Below are 23,518 nucleotides of genomic sequence, written 5' to 3'. Positions count from 1 at the left end.
AATTAAAAAACGCATCAATTAAATTATAATTGATGCGTTATAACTATTTTCTATTTTGATTATTGAACAATAATCTTTTTAATAGTTGACTTTTCATTTTGTTCAACTTTGATAAAATATAATCCTGATTCACCAAAATTAGTGCGTTCTATATCTATACTCTTCCCATTTATTTGTTGTTGGAATAGTACTTTTCCTTGAATATCGAATACAAAAACTTTAGAAGTTTCTTCTTTATCATCTAAAGAGATTGTTAGATGGTCAGATTTTAATGGATTAGGGTAAACTGAAACGGCACTTTCAAATTTATCTAATTCATTTTTAGCATCTTCTATCACGTTCTTTGAGGCATTACCAGCAGTAGTTCCTTCTATCTGGAATAATTTAGTTCCTCCTCCTGTAGAACAAAGTCCTCTTAAAACCAAAGTATACGCAGTTCCTGGCTTTAATCCTGATATAGTTATAGGTGAGCTACTACTACTTTTAAATGAAACTGCTTTAGGTACATTAATATTTCCTGTAAATTGACCTTTTGGCCAAGCTCTTAACTCATATGTTTTACTATTTGTTAACTCGTCAAAAGCTACAGTAATAGCACTGCTTGTACCTCCTAAAAATTTAACTCCACTAATGGAAGCATTAGCTCCACATGCTTGTCGTTGAGAAGTTACTGTAACATCATTAACCTGATCCCTATCTATAGCTGCTTGCCAGTTTGCATTTAATGGTCTAATATGAAGTTTATAAATATATCCCGTTCCTGCAACAGGTAAATTTGGCAAGTCTACTGTAATTGGCCTAGTTCCTTTTCCTTTGGCTACTTTCACTTTTTTTTCACCTAACCAAGATGTTGCTGACCAAAATTCCACAATAATATCACGGTCTGTTGATGCTTCATAACTCACATCGAACATATATGATTTTGCCTGTACAATAGTTGTCTTCGGATTTACAAAAGCTACTTTATCTTGATATGTTTTTTCTACCGTAACATTATTTACTTGATCCCAGTCTAAGGCTTGTTGCCATGATCCGCCTACTGGTTTTATATGTGCTTTATAAATATATCCTTTTCCTTCTACTGGTGCTGCTGGTAAAGTAACTGTTACTGTAGTTTCTCCTTTTCCTTTAGTTACTTTGGCTGTACTTTGAGCTACCCAACTTGTAGCCGTCCAGAAAGCTACTACAATTTCTCTATCTGTAGATGCTTCATAATTAATAGTAAATGTATATGAAGTTGCTGGTTCAATTGTAGTTGGTGCATTTACAAAATTCAATACATCATTTCCTTTAGTACTTCCTTCAACTTGTATTAGTTTAGATGTACCTCCTGCCGTACAAACTGCTCTTAAAATTAAGGTATATTCTGTATTTGCTTGTAATCCTTCTACAGTTAATGAAGGTGAATTTCCAGATTTGTATGCAGTTGCTGCTGGTGTATTTATATCTCCTGTAAATTGTCCTTTTGGCCAAGCTCTAAGCTCGTAAGTATTTGCTCCATTCACTCCATCAAATACTACAGTTAATGAAGTTTCTTTTGCGTCACTTATAGATACTCCAGAAATTTCTGTATCAACTGTACATTTTTCTTCTGCACTTATAATTCTCCAATTTTGATTTTTATTTCCTTTAAAATAAGGCCATAAATGCATGGGTTGTCCATTGACATTTCTATCTACTACTTTTTCACAATGTAAGGGTTGAAGGAAGTAATCTTCCCCTAACTTAGTGATGCTCCATTTTTGATGATTTCCAGCAGTACTATTATACGTACCTAAATTAATATTAGGGTTTTCAGAAGTATCGTTCTTGTTACAAGCAGCATAAGGAACTTCTAAATATTCATTATTCCTCAAGTTTTTTATTGTATAATAATTATTGACCTTTGTAATTTCCCATTTAGCACTATCGTTAGAAGTATCTGCTGTATTTACAATTCTTCCACTAGGGCTATTAATTCTTACCTTTTCTGATATATCTTGAATAAAATACACTCCATTCGCTAAGTTTGCATCTACTCTATCATCTGTAGGAATATCTGGTGTATTACAAGGCTCTCCAGGCAAACCATAACATCCTAAACCTGCTGGCCCTGAGGCAGGATTCCAATTAATTCCAGGTTTCCAAGTATCTCCTAATTCATAAGCTCCAACATCTGGTGCTTTTCCTTTGTAACCATTAGTTATCCCATTGATTACTCTACCAAAATCTACTGCTTTACCTTCAGATTTCAATCTAAAGTTGTTGTTATTATAATCTACAAAAGAATTTCTGTCAATTAAATTATTTTGCCTGTTAGCTTGTTCATCCCAAGTTCTCTCAGTTTCTTGGTTTCCCCCTTGATCTGTAGCTACTTTATCTGTAATGTTATTCCAAACTTTAACATTGGTTAGCTTATCTGGATTTGGCCTTCCTTTTTTCGGATCAGCTTTACGACGCCAGAACCCCATTGTTCCTCCTTTTGCTTTTGCGAAAGTATTATTGAAAACATTAATATCTTTTCCGTTCCAATTGATTTGAATGTTAGTCCATTCAACATTCCAAACCACATTATGATGCACAGAAAATGCTTCAGCATTATTATCCAAATAAATTCCTGCTGCCTTTCTTAGTTTCCCTCTACTTTCTGCATCATGAAACCAATTATGATGTATCTCTCCATTATGAGGCCCACCAACAGTGTAAATTAAAGCACAATCATCGTTAATTAAGTTACTGTAAGAAACATCATTATATTCAAAAACACTATTATTATTAAAGAACTGAACGCCATCTCTTCCTCCTCTAAAGATCGTATTTCCTTTAAACACAGAGTTTTTTCCTCCGCGAGCATTTATAGGCGCATCATATGATCCTAAATAATTGAAATCATGAATTCTAGAGTTTAATATTTTATTATTATCTCCTCCAATTTTGATTCCATTAGCAGCTCCAAACGCTATTTCACATTTTTCAACTACATTATTTTTACCTTCTAATAATACACTTTGTTTATTTGCACTAAATCCTTTTTGTATACCTACAGTATGATTTCCGTAAAATGAAGATACTCCGTAAATTCTATTGTTTTTAGATTTATTATCCATTTTAATCTCCCCTCCTAAAACCGCTAGATTTTTAACTTCAATGTAACTTCTGTTAGATAAGTCGACAGTTAATGTTCTCCTTCTCATCTTGATCTTATTGTTAGCAGGAGCTTGACCGCCTTCCATAAAAACAAATAACTCTTTTGTGTTTTTATCAAACCACCATTCGTTTTTATAATCTAGTATATCTTTTAAGCCTTCAATATAAAAATCGCCTCCATCTTTTGGTGGATGGAAAGTTCTAATCCAATCTGGATTTTTATCTAGCTTGAAATTTATCTTTCCAGAAGAACCGCTAGTAATCTTTGCTTTCCAAGCAATCCAACCTGATCCAGGTCTATCTCCATAGAAGAAAACAACACCATCTTTCCAATTTTTAACTTTTTTAGGTAATTCATTAGACAATAAAAAAGCATTTATGGTGTTCCCATCACTTCCCCCTTTACTTCTTTTAGAATTCAACGTAAATGGATCTCCATCTGTATTATCAGGCCATCTCGCTAAATCCATAGCGGTATTACCATTTAAGATGAAATTTTCTTGACCTAAATCCCAGTTAACTTTTGTTTTGTATATAGATCCTTTGTCCTTTTGCCATCCACTCAAGGCTTGCATGGCTGTAATGATAACTTTTTCTCCAAACTTAGAAACGTATGTAATTGGTGCTCCAGCTCTACCCGATCTAACTGGCCTAATAATTTCCTCATAGGTACCACCTCCAATAATTATTACATCACCCGGTTGCGCTACGGACGATGCTTTTTGTATGGTTAAATATGGTTTTGTTGATGTTCCAGGATTTGCATCGTTTCCATTTTTAGAAACGTAAATATCCTTTGCATAAATTGATTGCACTCCAAGATATATTAGGAATATTAACAATTTGCATAATTTTTTAAGTTTTGAATGTTTTTTCATTATTTGGTTTATTTTTAGAGAATTAATTCACACACGACAACAATTTTTCTTTTTTTTTATTATCATCCTTTAACATAAAACAATTGTTTTAACATTTTTTAACATTTTGATTATCAACTACTTTTCACAATAACTTTTGGTTAAGTAATTGCGTACACACCCTTTAAAATCAGACGTCGGTAGTTATAATAACTTTATAGATATACCCTTTTGTTTCAATGAACAAATCCACTGGTTAACTAAAAAATATCAAACTATCAGGTGTGGTTTAAACAGGAAAGTTTTGATGGAAAGTGATTAAACTGTTATTTAACAAATTATCTTGATTCTTGTTAAATTGGAAGTCTATTAATTTTTTTCATGGGTAAGTAGGGTTTAGAGGTTATATCTGTAAATATCATAAAAAAACGATTCTTTTTTTAGTAGTATTTTAAAAAAAACACATACTTAATTAATTTTTAAACAACTAAAAAACAACCCCTTACAACCAAACCACAAGAACACTTTACATTTTAGAGTTTCACTTTGTTTATTATGAATACTTTGTATATTTGCACAACTTTCAACAGAATTATGCATTATAAAAGAATACTTCTAAAACTTAGTGGAGAGGCTTTAATGGGAGATCGTCAATATGGTATCGATCCAAACAGATTAAAGGAATATGCCCAAGAAATAAAACAAGTCGTAGAAAAAGGTATTGAAGTTGCCATAGTGATCGGTGGAGGTAACATTTTTAGAGGTGTTGCTGGAGCTGCAAATGGAATGGATAGAGTACAAGGAGATCATATGGGAATGTTAGCTACTTGTATAAATGGATTAGCACTACAAAGTGCTTTGGAAGATGAAGGTGTGTATACTAGAATGCAAACTGCTTTAGAAATTAAAGAAGTTGCTGAACCTTATATTAAGAGAAAAGCGATTAGACATCTGGAAAAAGGAAGAGTAGTTATTTTTGGTGCTGGTACAGGTAATCCTTACTTTACAACAGATACTGCTGCGGTATTAAGAGCAATTGAAATAGATGCTGATGCTATTTTAAAAGGAACTCGAGTAGATGGTATTTACAATGCCGACCCAGAAAAGAACAAAGATGCGGTTAAATTTGAAACTATTACTTTTAAGGATGTTATTGAACGTGGTTTAAAAGTTATGGATATGACTGCTTTTACCCTTAGTGAAGAAAATAAATTACCAATTATAGTATTTGATATGAATACAAACGGAAACTTACTTAAATTAGTTTCTGGTGAACAAATTGGAACAATAGTTGATCACAAATAAATCGTATTTTACGAGTGTGAATTAAATTTTAAAGAAATGACTGAAGAAATAGAATTTATCTTAGATAGTACAAAAGAAGCAATGAATAGCGCTATTTCTCACTTAGAGAAAGAGTTACGAAGCATTAGAGCTGGAAAAGCTTCTCCTGCAATGTTAGCTAATGTTCAAGTTGATTATTATGGATCACAAACTCCGTTAAGTCAAGTTGCTAATGTAAATACTCCTGACGCAAGAACAATTTCTATACAGCCATGGGAAAAAAACATGTTGCAGGAGATTGAAAAAGCAATCATGATTGCTAATTTAGGATTCAATCCTATGAACAATGGTGAAAATATCATTATTAACGTTCCTCCATTAACTGAAGAACGTCGTAAAGATTTAGCAAAACAAGCTAAAGCTGAAGCTGAACATGCTAAAGTAGGTGTTAGAAATGCTCGTAAAGATGCTAACAATGAAATTAAAAAGTTAGATGCATCTGATGATATGAAGAAAAATGCAGAAGCAGATATTCAAACCTTAACCGATAATTTTGTAAAAGAAATTGACGAGAAATACACAGTCAAAGAGAAAGAAATTATGACTGTTTAATATTTCTAATAATATTTTTAATTAAAAAGAGTGTTTATAAAACGCTCTTTTTTAATTTTTCAATGATTTTAAACTACCTTTGCACAAATTTTTTTTAGATGACTTTTTGGACTAAAATCGCAGGATTTATTCTACGCAATCGTTACTTGGTATTAGCTTTTATTATTTTAATTACTGCTTTATTAGTTACTCAAACAAAACATATTCGCTTTTCTTATACCGAAGCTAATCTATTACCTGAAAACCATGAAGTCAATGTAGAGTACAATAAATTCCTAGAAATTTTTGGTGAAGAAGGAAATTTAATCATTCTTGGTTTAAAAGACAGCACTGTTTTTGAAGTTAAAAAATTCAATGCTTGGAATAAATTAGCTAAAAAACTAGACTCAAATCCACAAGTTGAGTTAACAGTTTCTATAACTGACATTCAAAAATTAAAAGCAGACAGAAAAAAAAGAAAGTTTGTTGTTAGTCCTTTACTCGAAAAAGAACCTACTGAACAGAAAGATATTGAAAATATAAAAGAGGAATTATTTGAGAAACTCCCTTTTTATGAAAACATACTTTATAATGAGGAAGGAACAATACAAACTGCTATTTATCTAAAAAAAGATATTGTTAACACACCTGAAAGAGCTGATTTTATTGAGCAAATTCTGATTCCTGAAGTTGAAAAGTTCGAAGCTGATAATAACCTGCAAGTTAGAATATCAGGTATGCCTTATATCAGAACTTTAAATTCAAAGAATATTGCTGATGAAATGCTACTTTTTGTAGGTGGCGCTTTGTTAATTACGGCTATCATATTCTTCTTCTTTTTCAGATCCTTTAGAGCAACATTTATTACGTTACTTGTTGTTGGTGTTGGTGTGGTTTGGGCTTTTGGTTTTATTGGTTTATTAGGTTACGAATTAACCGTTTTAACAGCACTTATCCCTCCTTTAATTATAGTTATTGGAGTACCTAATGCTGTATTTTTAATCAATAAATATCAACAAGAAGTAAAAAAACATGGTAATCAAGCAAAATCACTACAACGAGTAATTTCTAAGATAGGGAATGCTACCTTAATGACTAATATTACTACAGCATCTGGTTTTGCAACTTTTGTTTTTGTTAAAAGTCAATTATTACGTGAATTTGGTATTCTTGCTTCGATTAACATTATCAGTATTTTCATTTTAGCATTACTTATCATTCCTATTCTATACAGTTTTATGCCTTTACCTCAGAAAAAGCATTTGAATCACTTAGAAAAAAGATGGATGGAAAATGTGGTAAATTGGATGGAAAGTGCTGTAAGAAATCAAAGAATTACCATTTATATTACTACAGTCATAATTATCATTTTAAGTATGGCTGGACTTACCTTAATTAGAGTTTCTGGGAGCTTAATTGAGGATATGCCAAAAGGAAAACAGTTTTATAAAGACATTAAGTTCTTTGAAAATGAATTTGGTGGTATTATGCCTTTAGAAATTTTAGTTGATACTAAAAAAGAAAAAGGGGTAATGAAATTATCTACACTGAAAAAAATGGAAAAGTTAAATGAAACTATTGAAACATTTCCAGAATTATCAAAACCAATTTCTGTAAATAATTTAGTAAAATATTCAAAACAGGCGTATTATAAAGGAAATCCTAAATATTATCAGTTACCTACCAATCAGGAGAAAAGTTACATATTTGCATATACCAAAAACTCTGACAGTAATGCTGGCATGTTAAAAAACTTTGTAGACAGCACAGGTCGTTATGCTCGTATTACAACATTTATGAAAGATGTTGGTACTGATAAAATGGATATCATACAAGAACGCTTAAATGCAGTAATTAAAAAACAATTCCCAGAAGAGAAATTCAATGTTTCTATGACTGGTAAAGCATTAGTTTTCTTGAAAGGAACAAATTATTTAATTCGAAACCTAGTGATATCTTTATCACTTGCCATTATTTTAATTTCAATTTTCATGGCATGGATGTTCAGGTCATTAGAAATGATATTAATCTCATTGATTCCTAATATGCTTCCATTATTAATGACAGCAGGATTAATGGGATTCTTTGATATTCCGATAAAACCTTCAACTATTTTAGTATTCAGTATAGCCTTTGGTATTTCCGTGGATGACACTATCCACTTCTTAGCTAAATATCGTCAAGAACTACTAGCAAATAATTGGAGAATAAAACCAGCAGTTTATGCTGCACTAAAAGAGACTGGGGTAAGTATGTTTTATACTTCTATTGTATTATTCTTTGGTTTCTTAGTTTTTACAGTTTCAAGTTTTGGAGGTACCATTGCATTAGGAGGTCTAGTATCTGTTACTCTTTTACTTGCTATGGTTTCTAATCTATTATTACTACCTTCTCTACTTCTTTCTTTTGAAAGAAAAATAGCAAACCAAAAGGTATTAAAAGAAACAAAGTTTAAGATTTTTCCACCTAAAGAAAAAAACAAATAATTATCTAATTCGTTAAGCACTAGTTTAGCAAATACGTTGTTAATTTCTATCTAAAAAATTATATTTGTCCCTCAATTTTTTAAAGAATATGAACGAACATAAATTTTCATCATGCTAAAATGATTAAAATGTTATGTGAGTAACTGAATCCATTCAAATTTTTTGAATATTCAGAAATCAAAAAATTTTCAAACAGATGAAAACAAGTAGCGTAAAAGAATTATTAGCTTCAGAAAAATTTCTACAAGAAGTAAATGTCAAAGGTTGGGTAAGAGCATTTAGAAGTAATCGTTTTATCCAATTAAATGATGGTTCTACTATAAATAATATTCAGTGTGTTGTAGATTTTGAAAATACAGATGAGGCTTTATTGAAAAGAATAACTACTGGCGCTGCTATTTCTGTTAATGGTACTTTAGTTGAAAGTCAAGGAAAAGGACAATCTGTAGAAATACAAGTTACCAATGTTGAAATATTAGGAGATGCTGATCCAGATGAAGTATCAAAAACAATTTTACAACCTAAAAGACATTCGTTAGAATTTCTAAGACAGCAAGCACACTTACGTGTTAGAACTAACACTTTTAGTGCTGTTATGAGAGTACGTTCTGCTCTATCTTTTGCTGTGCATCAGTATTTTCAACAAAATGGATTTTACTATGTAAATACACCTATAATTACAGGTTCAGATGCAGAAGGAGCTGGAGAAATGTTTAGAGTAACCAACTTTGAGGCAAATAAAGCTCCTTTAAACGAAGAAGGTCAGATAGATTATACTCAGGATTTCTTTGGTAAGCAGACGAATTTAACAGTATCTGGTCAATTAGAAGCTGAAACATATGCAATGGGACTTGGTAAAGTATACACTTTCGGACCTACTTTTAGAGCTGAAAATTCGAATACTACACGTCACTTAGCAGAATTCTGGATGATTGAACCTGAGGTTGCATTTAACGATTTAGATGCAAACATGGATTTATCTGAAGATTTCATCAAGTACGTTTTACAATATGTATTAGATAACTGTCCGGATGACTTAAATTTCTTAGAGAACAGATTACTTCAAGAAGAAAAGACAAAACCACAAGCTGAGCGTAGTGAAATGTCTTTAATTGAAAAAATCAAGTTTGTTGTGGATAACAATTTCAAAAGAGTTTCTTATACAGAAGCTATTGATATTTTACGTAACAGTAAACCTAACAAAAAGAAAAAATTCCAATTTCCAATTGATGAATGGGGAGCTGATTTACAATCTGAACACGAACGTTATTTAGTAGAGAAACACTTTAAGTGTCCAGTTATTTTATTTGATTATCCTGCTAAAATTAAAGCATTTTATATGCGATTAAATGAAGATGGAAAAACTGTAAGAGCTATGGATGTATTATTCCCAGGTATTGGAGAAATGGTAGGTGGTTCTCAAAGAGAAGAGCGTTTAGATGTTTTAAAAGAAAAAATGGCCGCTCTTGATATAGAGGAAGAAGAATTATGGTGGTATTTAGATACTCGTAAATTTGGAACAGCTGTTCACTCAGGTTTCGGTTTAGGTTTTGAACGTTTGGTATTATTTACAACAGGTATGGGTAATATTAGAGACGTTATTCCTTTTCCAAGAACACCACAAAATGCAGAATTTTAATTCTACAGTAATATATAATTAAGATCATCGTCATTCTTAGCTAAGAATGGCGATTTTCTTTTTCTTTGAATTCATATATTTGTAATTATGTTAAAGCAAAGTTTACATCAAAAATTACTTCAAAAATTATCTCCTCAACAAATACAGTTGATGAAATTAATTCAATTACCTACTCAAGCTTTTGAAGAACGCTTGAAACAAGAAATTGAAGAAAATCCTGCTTTGGATACTGGAAAAGAAGAAACCGATAATTTTGAAGATTCTTTACAAAACGATGCTGAATATGATGATACTGGAAATGAAAAAATAGATGCAGAAGATATTAACATTGATGAGTATTTAAGTGACGATGAGTATCCGAGTTATAAAACTCAAAGTAATAATTACTCCTCGGATGATGAAGAAAAACAAGTGCCTTATGCAGCAGGTACAACATTCCATCAATCTTTAAAAAATCAACTCAATACATTTAGAATAAATGAAGAAGAAAAAGCTATCGCTGAATTTTTGGTAGGTAGTATTGATGATAGTGGATATATCAGACGAGAAATTATCGATTTAGTAGATGATTTAGCGTTTACTCAAAATGTGTTTACAGAAGAAGCCAAAGTTGAAAAAGTATTAACTGAAGTAGTTCAAAAATTAGACCCTATTGGTGTTGGAGCTAGAGACTTAAAAGAGTGTCTAATTATTCAATTAAAAGCGAAATCAGAAACCAAAAGTAGAGCTTTAGCTATTAATGTCTTAGAGAGCGCCTTTGATCATTTTGTCAAGAAACATTATAAAAAATTACTAGATAAGTTTAGTATATCTGAAGAAGAGCTAAAAGAGGTGAATACTGAGATTTCTAAACTCAACCCTAAACCTGGAAGCTCTTACGCTGGAAACAACAAAATTGCAGAGCAAATTGTTCCTGATTTTACCATCAGAATTTTAGACGGTAAACTTGAGCTTACATTAAACTCAAGAAATGCTCCAGAACTCCATGTATCTAGAGAATACAATGACATGCTTAAAGGCTATCAAGATTCAAAAGATAAAAGTAAATCACAAAAGGATGCGGTATTGTTCATCAAACAAAAGTTAGATGCTGCTAAATGGTTTATAGACGCTATTAAACAGCGTCAACAAACGTTATTAGTGACCATGAATTCTATTATGCATTATCAATATGATTACTTTTTAACAGGTGATGAGCGAAAATTAAAACCAATGATTTTAAAAGATATTGCGGATCAGATCAACATGGATGTTTCAACAGTATCTAGGGTAGCTAACAGTAAATATGTTTCCACTCCTTATGGAACAAAATTAATTAAAGACTTTTTCTCAGAATCTATGAAAAATGATCAAGGAGAAGATGTTTCTACCCGTGAAATTAAAAAGATATTGGAAAATGTTATTGCTGAAGAAGATAAACGTAAACCGTTAACAGATGAAAAATTATCGAAATTATTAAAAGAAAAAGGCTATCCAATAGCTAGGAGGACCGTAGCAAAGTATAGAGAGCAACTAGACATACCTGTAGCTCGATTAAGAAAGGAGATTTAATCAATGAGTTGGCAGAAGTTTATATCTACTATACTACATCCTGTAGTTATGCCTACTATAGGTATTTTGTGTTTTTTCATGATTACACCAAATCGAATCAATATAAAACAACAAACTTATCTTCTGACTATATTATTTCTAGCAACTTATGTTTTTCCTATGTTGCTTCTTATTTTCTTAAAATTAACAGGAAAGATAAAGTCTTTTGAAGTCCACACCATCCAAGAAAGAAAAATACCATTATTCATAATGATGACCATATTCCTAATTTTAGGGAAATTCTTTTATGGTTTTGCTATAGTTAGGGAATTAACGTATTTATGTTACGGTACTCTTTTAGGTTTAATACTAGTATATTTTATCTTTTTTACAAAAACTAAAACAAGCTTACATCTACTTTCTATGGGAAGTGCAATAGGTTTTTTTATTGTACTTCAACTTATATACAATATCTCTCTTTTACCTCTTATTGTCATTTTCATCATCCTTTCAGGGCTTTTAGGTAGTTCAAGACTATATTTAAAGGCACATACTCCGAAAGAGGTTTATTTAGGCTTTATAATAGGTTTAGTAAGTCAACTTGCGATTTATTATATCTTATAATAAATAAAAAATTAATCCAAACTTTATAATCTTTGAGTTTAAATTTTCATTAGCAATTGTTATATCTTTATAGATAGGTGTAAATCCATAATAGCCATATAAATTAAAAGCTCCGTAACCTGCAGAGATCTCTAAACCCGTTTGAAATTTATTAAAAAAAGAAACATTAGAAAACTCAATAGACTGATTATTTAGGATATAACTATGCGTATTCGACAAATTATACGTCATTTTTACCCCTGTGTAAACTCTCCAAAAAGCATAGGTTACTGCATCAGATGTTCTCCATCTAAATTGAATAGGTAATTCTAAATTATGTAATGTAATTTTATTATTCGTTATTGCATTCTGAAGTTCAATAGTAGTATCATCTATGACCTGTAAACCGTGATTAAAAGAACTAAAACCATATCCTAGTCCAATACCAACTGCTAAATCACCTCTTTTATTTAACGGAACATCTTTAATATAACCTCCAGAAAAGCTATAAGAGAAACCACTATCTTCCGTACCTGAAGGTTGATTTTGTAATACATTGTAACTTATATTCAAATACAGTTGATCTTCCCAGTACTTATCTCCTATTTTCAAAGAATCTTTTTGAGCTAACAAAAGATGAGTAGAAAAGACAAAAAACAAAGTAAAAAAACAATATTTCATATGTAAATATAAAATCTTTGTATAAAAAAAGAGCAATATAAAATTGCTCTTTTAACTTATAAATATTTTAAATATTTCTTTTATTTAGAAATACTACTTCCTTTTTGTGTAGATAAACTTAATTTAAGTGCATTTACATCTCTTAATTTAAGACGGATATCAGTTAGTGTACCAACACTAGACTCTTTATCTGCCTTGATAGAAGTAGTCATAAATGGTATTTCAGCTTCTGAAACTTGCTGACGCTCATTTAAGATAAAAGCAGGAATATCTTCTGGCGTAGCTATTTTATCATTCAACTGAATACTATTGAATTTAGTACCATACTTAGCATCTTTTGCTTTACCTACATAGATAGTACTTACTAAACTTTTATGCTCTAATTTTTTTACTTCTGTAGCACTTGGTAGTCGAGGACTGTCTATTTTTAGATCAGTTTCTCTCATTACTGTTGTTACCATGAAGAAAAATAACAGCATGAATACAATATCTGGTAAAGAAGCTGTAGATATGGCTTGTTGACCTGATTTCTTCTTTTTAAATTTAGACATAATAAATTGTTTATTTATTAATTACCATCACTAGTTGGATCTAAATCAGTGATAATTTGAGGGTAACTTAATTTGATACTCTCAACTTTTCTCTTTAAATCTTGATCCTTTCTACCACTATCTTTGTATGACTCTTCCAATTCAGTAAAAGATATACCATATTTTTTCTGGCATAACTTATTTCTTAATTCAGAATAAGCACTTAATAGTTCATTCTGTACAGTAACGTAAGTTCCATACTCAGTTGCTCTATCGCTTTCTATCGAGATAATTGCCTTATTTGGGTGATCTGAAGAACCTGGGTCTCTTTCACCTCCACAATAATCGCACTCTTTACCTTTAGTTTCTCCTGGCATTGGATTTCCAACACCTCCACCGTTATCAACAAATTTAATAGCCGCAGCTTTTAAATCTTTTAATTCCATTACATCACCATCAACAAATAATTCATTGTTTCTGTTAATACTAATTTGGAATATATTTTTCTCTTTGATCTTTGGTGGATCGTAATTTTTAGGAGGTTTTTCAGCTAATTTCTTAGAAATACCTGAGTCAACATCCATAGTTGTAGTTACTAGGAAAAAGATAAGAAGCAAGAAGGCTATATCTGCCATAGAACCTGCATTAATTTCTGGGTTTTCTCTTCTTGCCATATTAAATTATTTAACTAATCCTTTAAATAAATCAAACACAAAAAAAGCTCCTCCTAAAACTAACAACACAAGGCTTGTCCATATACCTGTACTTGTTAATTTAGAAACTGAACTTTGAGCAGCAGCAATTACTTCCTTATTAGCATCAACTACTTGACCATCGTCAGAAATTAGATATGACACTAATAATACTACTCCTAAACCTAATACTCCTAATAAAGTTTTCTTTAAAGCTCCTGAATTTTTGAAAATCCCAAGGAATGACGCAACAACTGCTATACCAACTGTAACATATAAGAGTACAAGTGAAAAACCTACTAACGGAGAAACTACTCCAGAAAGTTCTTGTACATTTTCTTCATCGACTCCTAACACTCTTATGAAAAGGACAAACCCAATCACAGAAATGACAGCAACCAATATTGTTAATATTCTACTACTATTCATAATTATTTTTTGTACTTAGCTAATAAATCAATTAAAGAAATTGAAGCATCTTCCATTGTATTTACAATGCTATCTACTTTAGACACGATGTAATTGTAGAAAATCTGTAAGATAATAGCTACTACAAGACCAAATACCGTTGTTAAAAGAGCTACTTTAATACCACCTGCTACTACCGCTGGAGAGATGTCGTTTGCAACTGCAATTGCATCAAAAGCTCCAATCATACCAATTACAGTTCCCATGAACCCTAACATCGGTGCTAATGCGATAAATAAAGATAACCAAGAAATATTTTTTTCTAATAGTCCCATCTGAACTCCACCATATCCTACTACAGCTTTCTCAGCAGCATCTATACCTTCTTCAGATCTTTCTAATCCTTGGTAAAAAATAGATGCAACAGGTCCTTTAGTATTTCTACAAACTTCTTTAGCTGCTTCTAAACCTCCAGAACTTAAAGCGTCATCTACGCTAGCTACTAATTTCTTAGTATTTGTAGTTGCCATGTTTAAATATATGATTCTTTCTATTGCGATAGCTAAACCTAAAATTAGAGTAACTAATACAATACCCATGAATCCTGGACCACCTTCAATAAAACGTTGCTTTAAATCTTGGTGAAAAGTTTTTTCAACTGTACTAGCTGCCTCTTGAGCAAAAGTTGACTGAATAGCCCCAAAGAACATAACTCCTGTAAGTGTTAGGACATTTACTGCTTTTTTCATTTTGTTATAATTAATTTAAATAGTTAACGTGTTAAAAATACAAATTTAAAATTGTAAAAACGTAGGCGTTTTACCTCAACCGTTATCGTAAATTTTGGTACATAGATAAAAACCCCCAGTTTTCAGACTGCCAATTAACAAAAAAATGTTGGTTCAGTAAAAAAAAATCAAGGTTATTGTTAAAAAACTTTGAGTTTTTGTTACAAAAAACATGCTTTCTGTTTCATTATGAAAATAATACCCATCTTTTAACTTATTTCTCCTCGAAGCGAGGATTCAAAATAGTGTTTGAACTCTTCTTGAGATAAATTCTCTCCTAACAGATACATCATTTTAGCTACAGCTGTTTCAGTAGTAATATCTTTACCATTAATGATTCCCATATTTTTTAGATCAGTACTGGTTTCATATAATCCTAAAATAACACTTCCTCCTGCGCACTGGGTAACATTTACAACTTTAAGCCCATCTTGTATAGCTTTTTCTAATAATGAAATAAACCATTTTTCAGTAGGTGCATTACCTGCTCCATAGGATTCTAGAATTAATCCTTTTAAGTTCTCTATTCCTAATACTGCTTTTATAACTTGAGGAGTAATCCCTGGAAAGAGCTTAAGTATTGCGATATCTTCAACCAAGTTCTTTCTAAAAATTAATGCATTTTTTTCATCATTTTTATATATAAGTAAGTGTTTATTAAATGTTAAATGGACTCCACTTTCCGCCAATGGAGGAAAATTCATAGAAGTAAATGCTTCAAATTGTTCTGCATTAATTTTAGTTGTTCTATTAGCTCTATACAATTTATATTCAAAATACAAGCCTACTTCTTGAATAACTGGCCTACCATTTTCATGAGCACAAGCGATTTGAATTGATGTGATTAAATTCTCTTTTGCATCTGTTCTTAAATCCCCTATAGGTAATTGTGACCCCGTAAATATTACTGGCTTTTGTAAGTTTTCAAACATAAAACTTATTGCAGAAGAAACATAAGACATAGTATCTGATCCTGTTAACACCACAAAACCGTCATACTTTTTATAGTTTTCTTCAATAATCTCGGCAATTTTGACATAATATTTAGTATTCATATTTGATGAATCTATTGGCTCTTCAAATGAAACTGTATCAATGCTACAATTTAACTGTCTTAATTCAGGAATTTTCTCTAAAATCTGACTAAAATCAAAGGCTCTAAGCGCATTTGTTTTGTAATCTTTCACCATACCTATAGTACCTCCAGTATATACTAATAATATGTTTGGTTCGTTTGTCATTTTGTCAATTTTTATATCCATTAATTGAAATGGAATAATTTATGTTGTAAATTTATCAAACAAAGGAACAATAAAATCAATTAAAAAAGTAAAAGTATGGTACATACTGCAATAGGTTTTGAATATTATATTATTATCGGAGCCGTATCCCTTTTAAGTTGGGTAGTTAGTAATACATTGAAAAGAAAATTTAAAAAATATTCTAAAGTTCAATTAAGAAACGGAATGAGTGGTGCGGAAATAGCTGAAAAAATGTTAGCAGATCATGGTATTTCTGACGTACAGGTTATTTCTACTCCAGGAATGTTAACTGATCATTATAATCCAAAAAATAAAACAGTGAACTTGAGTGAAGGAGTTTACAATCAGAGAAATGCTGCCGCTGCAGCTGTTGCTGCTCATGAGGTTGGACATGCAGTTCAGCACGCTAGAGCGTACAAATGGTTACAAATGCGTTCAGATTTAGTTCCAATGGTTAATATTTCTTCTTCATTTTCACAGTATTTAGTAATGGGTGGTTTACTATTAGGGGCTGCTTCTTCTTTAGGATATTGGGTTTTAGCTGCAGGAGTATTTTTAATGGGAATTGCAACATTATTTAGTTTTGTAACATTACCTGTTGAATATGATGCTAGTAATAGAGCTTTAGCTTGGTTAGAACAAAAACATATTGTTACTCGTGATGAATTAGCAGGATCTAAAGACGCTTTAAAATGGGCAGCTAGAACGTATTTAGTAGCTGCATTAGGATCTTTAGCTATGCTATTGTACTGGGTAATGAAATTAATGGCAAGTAGTAGAGATTAGTTATACTCTATTATTTATAAGTAAAAGAATAAAAGGCTCCTATTTTTTTAGGAGCCTTTGTTATGTTAATGATATACTTACGTCTAAGTTATAAAATCATTCTTATGAAAAAACATATAACTCTAGTCGTTCTCTTTTTATTAGCCCAAATATCATTGTCAAGTCAAGAAATGACATTAACTAAACTCGGTGATATTTTTGAAAGTGCTAGTGATAGTATTGTAAGTCAAAAACCACAATGGCGATTTATGATTAAAGAAATTCCATTTATAGCTATTGCGGACTCCACTCATAATAGAATGCGAATTATCTCTCCTATAGCACCTAGTGAAAAATTAACAGAAGAGTTAAAAACAGCTTCGTTAATGGCTAATTTTCATACTGCATTAGATGTAAAGTATGCTATTTCCGATGATGTATTATGGTCTGTATTTATACATCCTTTAAAAGAACTTTCCGAAGAGCAGGTTTATGATGCCATTAGCCAAGTATTTTACGCACATGCAAACTTTGGTTCTACTTTCTCTAGTACTTCTTTAGTTTTTCCTGGTAGTAAACGCCCGAAAGAAAAACCTAAAAAGCAACCTAAGAAGTTAATCGATAAAATTTAAATTAAAAAAGCCTCAGTAAATACTGAGGCTTTTAGATTAATCCTTTTTAAATACTTTAAAGGATTTCATAGTGCTCCCCTCTTCAAACTGTATGATATAAAACCCTGTTGAAGCATCGTTCACGTTAATAATTAAGTTTTCACCATCATAACCTTTCCCTATTGGCACAACTTGACCATTAATTCCTATTAATTTTAAACTCCTAGCTGATTTTCTAGTTTTTAGTCCTTTTACAATTAATTTGTTTTTAAAAGGAACTGGGAAAACTTTAACACCTTCAAAATCTTGTAGATCAACATTTGGCTGCGTTTGGCTTTCCACTACACTTGGCGCTATTACATTTCCTCCTTCTATCTCACTTGCAACTGTAGGAATATTAATATATTTTACTGAAAATTCCGCTACTGAAGCCCATCTTTTCCCATCTACTTCTGAAAGTGCTCTAAAATATAGATAACGAGTTTTAAACTGTTTAAAATCTGCAGATTGTTTCAATGTTGATTTTTGAAGTTCTCCTGCTGATAATTGTTCCCAATTGCTTCCATTCCATCCAAAAAGAATGTACTCTTTTACCATACCTGTTGTACCAGATTGTCGTCCTTGATATGAAAAGCCTACCAACTCTTTTTCTTCACCTAAATCTATAGCAATAAAATGCGGATGTGATGTATTATCATCGTACCAATTAGAATGCCAATATGTATTTGGGTTTCCATCAGCAGCCTTTTCTTTAGCATGATCTGCATTAGTAGTTTCCTCGCTATTTGTATCGTAAACCACACAACCATTACAATCATCTTTTATATCTGGTTCATTTGTATTATCATTTACCTTTACTTCAACTACATTTGAAAAATCTGAATAATCGGCAACATCATAAGCTCTAACTCTATATGTATATGTACCATCTGCAAGGTTTTCATCGGTGTAAGTTGTGAGGTCATTTACATAATCAATTCTACTAAAACCTTGTCCGTCATTCCTTTGAATTGCAAAACCAGATTCGTTATTTGAATTATCCTTCCAAGTTAAAGTTACATTTCTTTCATTTAAAGAAGCTACTAAATCGCTTGGTGCATTGATTTTATCATTAGTATTATCTTCGCTATATAAATCAGACTCCCAAATACCTCTTCCGTAAGTAGCTAAACGAAGTTTTCTAGTTCCATAATGAATTTCTAGATCTGTAGTTTGTACTCCTGGTAAATTTTTTGAAAATGACACCCAAGAGTTTAAATCGTCATTTGTGTAGTAAACACCTGATTGCATACCTACATAAAGTCCATTTTTACTTGTATCATCAAATACTAAACATTGAGCCGCTATATTAGGAAGGTTACCTCTAATATTTGTCCAGTTACTACCTGCATTTGTAGAAATATATACTCTTGAACCTGTAGCTGCAATAGCAACTCTTTCTGGATTATTTGGATCTACAGCAATAAAGTTTACGTCACCTCTGAAATTGCTTACTTCTGTCCAAGTTGGATTACTGCTTTGTCCATTTTTAGTTCTCCAAACTCTACCTTCATCTGCAATGTAGATATAATTGTTATTAGAGTTTGCAATTGCCATTTCATCTAAATTATCTCCAATATTTATTCTTGAAGTAATATTAGTCCAACTTCCATTAGCACCTCCATTGTTACTCCTATATAAATTTCTATAACCAACATAAATTTTTCTATTATCAATAGGGTCCATGGTAAATGGTGTTACCCACTCTCCACTAAAGTTTCCTGGTTTACTAATACTTCCAATACTGTTACCGCCATCAGTACTCTTGTATAAGCTACCAAATTGTACGGTACCATATATAATGTTTCTATTCTTATGATCTATAAAACATTCCATTCCATCGGCACCTAACCATTCAACAAATTGTCGGTTAGAACCTCTCATAATATTTGTTCCATTATCTTGTGCCCCTCCAACAATCATATTTGCATCGGTAGCAGAATTTCCTATTCTATAATACTGTCGAACAGCTAATCCACCTTGAGTTAGATCTCTCATATTATTTCCACGGTCTGAACTTCTAAAAATTCCACCGTCACTTCCTACATAAATAGTTCCGTTGATATACTGCATTACTTCAATATCTGCATGTACATAAGATCTATCTCCAGGGCTACTCCAAGTTGCTAATTTTGTAAATGACCTACCTCCATCTAAAGACCTTGAATAATCCATTCCTCCTACATGAACTTCATTTTCATTTGTATTTGATACTGTAATAGCCATATCTCTAGATGCTTGAGTAAAATACACATCGCTTGTTGATAGTGTTTGATAACTTGATCTGGTTGAGAAACTAGAACCACTATTGGTCGACCTATAAATGTATCCAAAACTACTTCCTCTCTTTTGCACTAAATACACCAAACTCGGATTAGCAGGAGTTACTGCCATTTTCATTCGTTCTGTACGATTTATACCACTCGTAACTCTACTGAAAGATGCTCCTCCATTTGTAGATTTATAAAAACTACTTCCACAGGCGTAAACAACATTGGTGTTCCCTGGTTTAAATTCCACATCTTCTGAATTGGCATTTAACACTAAGGAAAAACTAGCTCCTCTATTGGTAGATCTATACAACGCTTTTGAAGTACCTATAAAAATTGTATTTCCATTTGGATGAATTAGAATTCTCCTAGGCGTTCCGTTTACACGATAAATTTCTGACCATGAACTCCCTCCATTGGTAGATCTCATGATTTGCCCTGCAGAATTCCCCAAGTAAACTGTGTTTGTGTTTGTTGGATTTATAGCAATTGACCATATTGACATATTGGTCATATTATCACCTAATGGACTCCATGAAGAACCACCATTAGTAGTTTTCCATATTCCACCACCTGGTGAACCTGCATAGATTATACTTTGTTGTCTTGGTTCTACAGCTATAGAAACTATTCTTCCTAAACCTGGACTCCAACTTCTAGTTCTTGTCCATTTAAAAGGACCGAGTTCTTTCCAACCACTCACATTTTTAACTTGTTTGGATTGAATTTCTCTCGTATTGAATTGCTTTTTGAATTTTTCACATTCGTCTACCACTTGTCGATCACTAATAACACGACCATTGGCATCTTGATTCCGCTTTGCCCAATACAAGTTTCTCATGAATAATTTAAATCCACTACCCTTACCTTTGCTGTGGGTTTTGTAGTACTTTTCTCCCAAACGTTCAAACTTTTTTACTTTTAAGTTTTCTTCTTGAGACAATTCGTATAACTCTTGGGCATTTACTGCCGAAAAGTTATATGACAACAGTAGTGCTGCCATCGTTAATTTTAATGAGGTTAATTGTTTCATTTTTATCGGTTTTTTGATTGAAGGTTAATTCTATTTTATCATAATTTTCTTAGCAATACTTTTATCTCCGTTGGTTACTTTTAATAGGTATATTCCTTTAGGTAATACCCTTACATCTATTTTTTCTGAAATTGTAGCACTTGGAGAAATTCCACTTATGTTTTTAGTTAATATTAACTTACCTAATATGTTCATCAAATCCACCTTAGTTTCATTGGTATTCATGTCTGTTACTTTAAAACTTAAATATTCTTTGACAGGATTAGGGTATATTTGAAGCCCCATAGATGTAAAATTATTTCCATCAATAGTTTTTAATTTTACGCCAGGTTGAGAAGTACAAGTCGCTAATTCAATCCATTGAGAACCGTCCCATTCGAAGGCTTTTCCTTGATATATAACTTTATCTCCTGCTTGATAATTCGTATTTTCTTGCCATGGATCTATTCCTGAACATGGATCTCCATTTTGATTATCACAAGATCCTAGGCTTGTCCAATTATTATTCTCTCTTTTAAATAAATTCCCTTGATATACGACTAAGTCACCTTCTATGTAAGTAGTATCACTTTTCCATTCCTTAACCCCATAACAATTATCAGAGCTACAAGCTCCTAAATCATTCCAATCATTGTTGCCAGTTCTTTCAAATAGCCTTCCATTATACACAACTCTGTCTCCAGAAGAATAGTTAGTGTTCCCAGACCATTCTTCTACTCCTGCACAACTTACTTCTCCATCATTACCTCCACCTCCATTATCTGAACATGAGTCTACACAATTTGCGTTATTTATTGCTCTTCTGATTACATTAGCAGGTTGAGAACCGAAACCTTTTCTAAGATTAGTACCTACACTATTCAAGTGGCAATAACTCATAATAGTACCTCCATCAGATGGCGCTCCTGGTCTGCTGCAATTTCCTTCTGTTTGATAACATCCATCTATTGCTGTATTATTTCCATTCCATACACATGCATGAGTATGACTAGATCCAAAATTATGTCCCAATTCATGTGCAATTGTTGAAATATTCCATGAATAGCGTGGTACATTGGAATAATTCCTGTAAATCCCAGATAACCCATAGCGATAAGATCCACAAAGTGCATCTAACCATGCTACACCACCTGAATAATTATAGGTTACAAAATGCCCCAAATCTCCATTAAAGCCATTTCTGTTCCTGTAACTTCTATAGCTATCTAAATCATTAAATGGTGCGGTTGAAGTCCATGCTCTTATTCCTGAAAGTTTAAGGTTAATTCCTTCATCATTATAAAGTATTGCAACTTGGTTGAACATAGCTTCAACAAACACAGACGCAGCACTTGTGCTTCCCTTATCTCTGACTACATCATTTGCAATATCAAAGAAAATTTCAGGGCATTTTCCTGTACGCCTCTGAGGAAGTTCGGATTTACTTTTTATGTTCTTTGATGTACCTATGTAATAAGATTCATCTGCTTGACAAATAAAGTTATTTAAATGACTAATATCTTTATCTTCATATAAAATATGGTTGGTACTTCCTTCTACTTTTCCTAAAACAAAATTACCAACTACATTATCTAAACTTATATACCCATACACTTCGCCATCTTGGATAGAAATAGCCGCTCTAGAATTATTTTTATTCTTTACAATTCCACGATAATGGGTAATGTTTGATGGTTTTACAATTTGTTTAGCTGGTAATTCAATGGATGTAAAATTCTCCGATTTGATAGCAACTTTTACCAGTTGTAAAATCAATATTGATGATTTGTTTGGTAATGGTAAGTTTATAGCTTCTGGAGATGCATTTGCATTAGAAAAACGTCTCATAGCTTGTTGACTCAACGACAATAACTCGTAATTTTTAAACTCTTTAGGAATCTTAACTCGCTGTTTTCTACCACTATTTTTTCCGAAGTTAAACAACTTGATTTCTTCAAATTTCTTACCTATCAATTGAGCTGAAATAATTCGGTCTTTAGGTTTAATTTTTTGAGTTTGGGACGTTAAAGATATTGCTAGCATACAGAATGCCAACAACATAAAGTTTGTTTTCATGGTTTTTATTTTAATAACAAAGGTTAATTGAAGCAACCAAACAATATATCATAAGAGTAGCTAAGCCTTACGAAGTACGAATTGAATAGTTACGAACTGGTGGTGCAAAAAACTAGTTTTTTAGTTTTTCACACTAATAAGTATCCGGATAAATTATATGGTATTTAAGATTGATTACAATCTATGATAGACAAAGCTTTTTCGAAAGATTCAATAAATCTTGATGGGGAAAATAGGTTAGTTTTCATTTTTAGGGATTTAGTTGGGT

Annotated in this window: 17 protein-coding genes; 8 read left to right on the top strand and 9 right to left on the bottom strand. The window is 31.9% G+C overall.

From position 1 onward, the window contains the following. Positions 1-59: 59 nt before the first annotated feature. On the bottom strand, positions 60-3,941 hold the full coding sequence (locus BVC87_RS19335; RefSeq protein ID WP_075344055.1) for a T9SS type A sorting domain-containing protein: 3,882 nt from the start codon (positions 3,939-3,941) through the stop codon (positions 60-62). 636 nt (positions 3,942-4,577) lie between these two features. Between BVC87_RS19335 and pyrH the strand changes: the two genes are divergently transcribed. The 6 genes from pyrH (at position 4,578) to BVC87_RS19305 (ending at position 12,137) form a co-directional block, all read left to right on the top strand. Then, on the top strand, positions 4,578-5,288 hold the full coding sequence (pyrH, locus tag BVC87_RS19330; RefSeq protein WP_075344054.1) for a UMP kinase: 711 nt from the start codon (positions 4,578-4,580) through the stop codon (positions 5,286-5,288). A gap of 36 nt (positions 5,289-5,324) precedes the next feature. Further along, complete coding sequence (frr, locus tag BVC87_RS19325; RefSeq protein ID WP_075344053.1) at positions 5,325-5,879, top strand: ribosome recycling factor; 555 nt, start codon at positions 5,325-5,327, stop codon at positions 5,877-5,879. A gap of 98 nt (positions 5,880-5,977) precedes the next feature. Then, positions 5,978-8,344 carry an efflux RND transporter permease subunit gene (locus tag BVC87_RS19320; RefSeq protein ID WP_075344052.1) on the top strand — a complete coding sequence of 789 codons (2,367 nt, stop codon included), beginning with the start codon at positions 5,978-5,980 and terminating at the stop codon, positions 8,342-8,344. A 196-nt stretch (positions 8,345-8,540) separates the two neighbouring features. Continuing rightward, positions 8,541-9,983 carry an asparagine--tRNA ligase gene (asnS, locus tag BVC87_RS19315; protein ID WP_075344051.1) on the top strand — a complete coding sequence of 481 codons (1,443 nt, stop codon included), beginning with the start codon at positions 8,541-8,543 and terminating at the stop codon, positions 9,981-9,983. A gap of 87 nt (positions 9,984-10,070) precedes the next feature. Then, positions 10,071-11,534 (top strand): RNA polymerase factor sigma-54, encoded by a 1,464-nt coding sequence (gene rpoN / locus BVC87_RS19310; protein ID WP_075344050.1) that lies wholly within the window; start codon positions 10,071-10,073, stop codon positions 11,532-11,534. Positions 11,535-11,537: 3 nt separating this feature from the next. Further along, entirely contained in the window at positions 11,538-12,137 is a 600-nt protein-coding gene (locus tag BVC87_RS19305; RefSeq protein ID WP_075344049.1) for a hypothetical protein, read from the top strand. Here the strand turns inward: BVC87_RS19305 and BVC87_RS19300 are convergent. The 6 genes from BVC87_RS19300 to BVC87_RS19275 all read right to left on the bottom strand — a co-directional run bounded on the left by BVC87_RS19300 (position 12,132) and on the right by BVC87_RS19275 (position 16,456). Further along, positions 12,132-12,797, bottom strand: coding sequence for a porin family protein (locus BVC87_RS19300; RefSeq protein ID WP_075344048.1), 666 nt, complete (start codon positions 12,795-12,797; stop codon positions 12,132-12,134). The two genes, BVC87_RS19305 and BVC87_RS19300, sit on opposite strands and share 6 nt — an antisense overlap. Positions 12,798-12,877: 80 nt before the next feature. Continuing rightward, positions 12,878-13,348, bottom strand: coding sequence for an ExbD/TolR family protein (locus BVC87_RS19295; protein WP_075344047.1), 471 nt, complete (start codon positions 13,346-13,348; stop codon positions 12,878-12,880). Positions 13,349-13,365: 17 nt separating this feature from the next. Further along, positions 13,366-14,001 (bottom strand): ExbD/TolR family protein, encoded by a 636-nt coding sequence (locus BVC87_RS19290; protein ID WP_075344046.1) that lies wholly within the window; start codon positions 13,999-14,001, stop codon positions 13,366-13,368. A 6-nt stretch (positions 14,002-14,007) separates the two neighbouring features. Then, positions 14,008-14,448: a hypothetical protein gene (locus BVC87_RS19285; RefSeq protein WP_075344045.1), complete on the bottom strand. Its 441-nt coding sequence runs from the start codon at positions 14,446-14,448 to the stop codon at positions 14,008-14,010. 2 nt (positions 14,449-14,450) lie between these two features. Beyond that, on the bottom strand, positions 14,451-15,176 hold the full coding sequence (locus tag BVC87_RS19280) for a MotA/TolQ/ExbB proton channel family protein (RefSeq protein WP_075344044.1): 726 nt from the start codon (positions 15,174-15,176) through the stop codon (positions 14,451-14,453). 248 nt (positions 15,177-15,424) lie between these two features. Beyond that, positions 15,425-16,456: an asparaginase gene (locus BVC87_RS19275; protein WP_075344056.1), complete on the bottom strand. Its 1,032-nt coding sequence runs from the start codon at positions 16,454-16,456 to the stop codon at positions 15,425-15,427. Between the two features lie 96 nt (positions 16,457-16,552). On the opposite strand from BVC87_RS19275, the gene BVC87_RS19270 reads away from it, so the two are divergent. Both BVC87_RS19270 and BVC87_RS19265 read left to right on the top strand, forming a co-directional pair. Beyond that, a complete protein-coding gene (locus BVC87_RS19270) occupies positions 16,553-17,263 on the top strand; it encodes a zinc metallopeptidase (protein ID WP_075344043.1) in 711 nt (236 codons plus the stop codon). Positions 17,264-17,367: 104 nt separating this feature from the next. Further along, complete coding sequence (locus BVC87_RS19265; RefSeq protein ID WP_143569845.1) at positions 17,368-17,874, top strand: hypothetical protein; 507 nt, start codon at positions 17,368-17,370, stop codon at positions 17,872-17,874. Positions 17,875-17,910: 36 nt separating this feature from the next. Here BVC87_RS19265 and BVC87_RS19260 read toward each other — a convergent pair whose 3' ends face one another. Beyond that, positions 17,911-21,195, bottom strand: coding sequence for a discoidin domain-containing protein (locus BVC87_RS19260; RefSeq protein ID WP_075344041.1), 3,285 nt, complete (start codon positions 21,193-21,195; stop codon positions 17,911-17,913). Positions 21,196-21,225: 30 nt separating this feature from the next. After that, a complete protein-coding gene (locus BVC87_RS19255) occupies positions 21,226-23,250 on the bottom strand; it encodes a M12 family metallo-peptidase (protein WP_075344040.1) in 2,025 nt (674 codons plus the stop codon). Between the last annotated feature and the right edge of the window lie 268 nt (positions 23,251-23,518).

The organism is Tenacibaculum agarivorans (assembly GCF_001936575.1).
Taxonomy (GTDB): Bacteria; Bacteroidota; Bacteroidia; order Flavobacteriales; family Flavobacteriaceae; genus Polaribacter; species Polaribacter agarivorans.
Note: the sequence above shows the minus strand (reverse complement) of the source record. Positions and strands in the feature narration are given on the sequence as shown.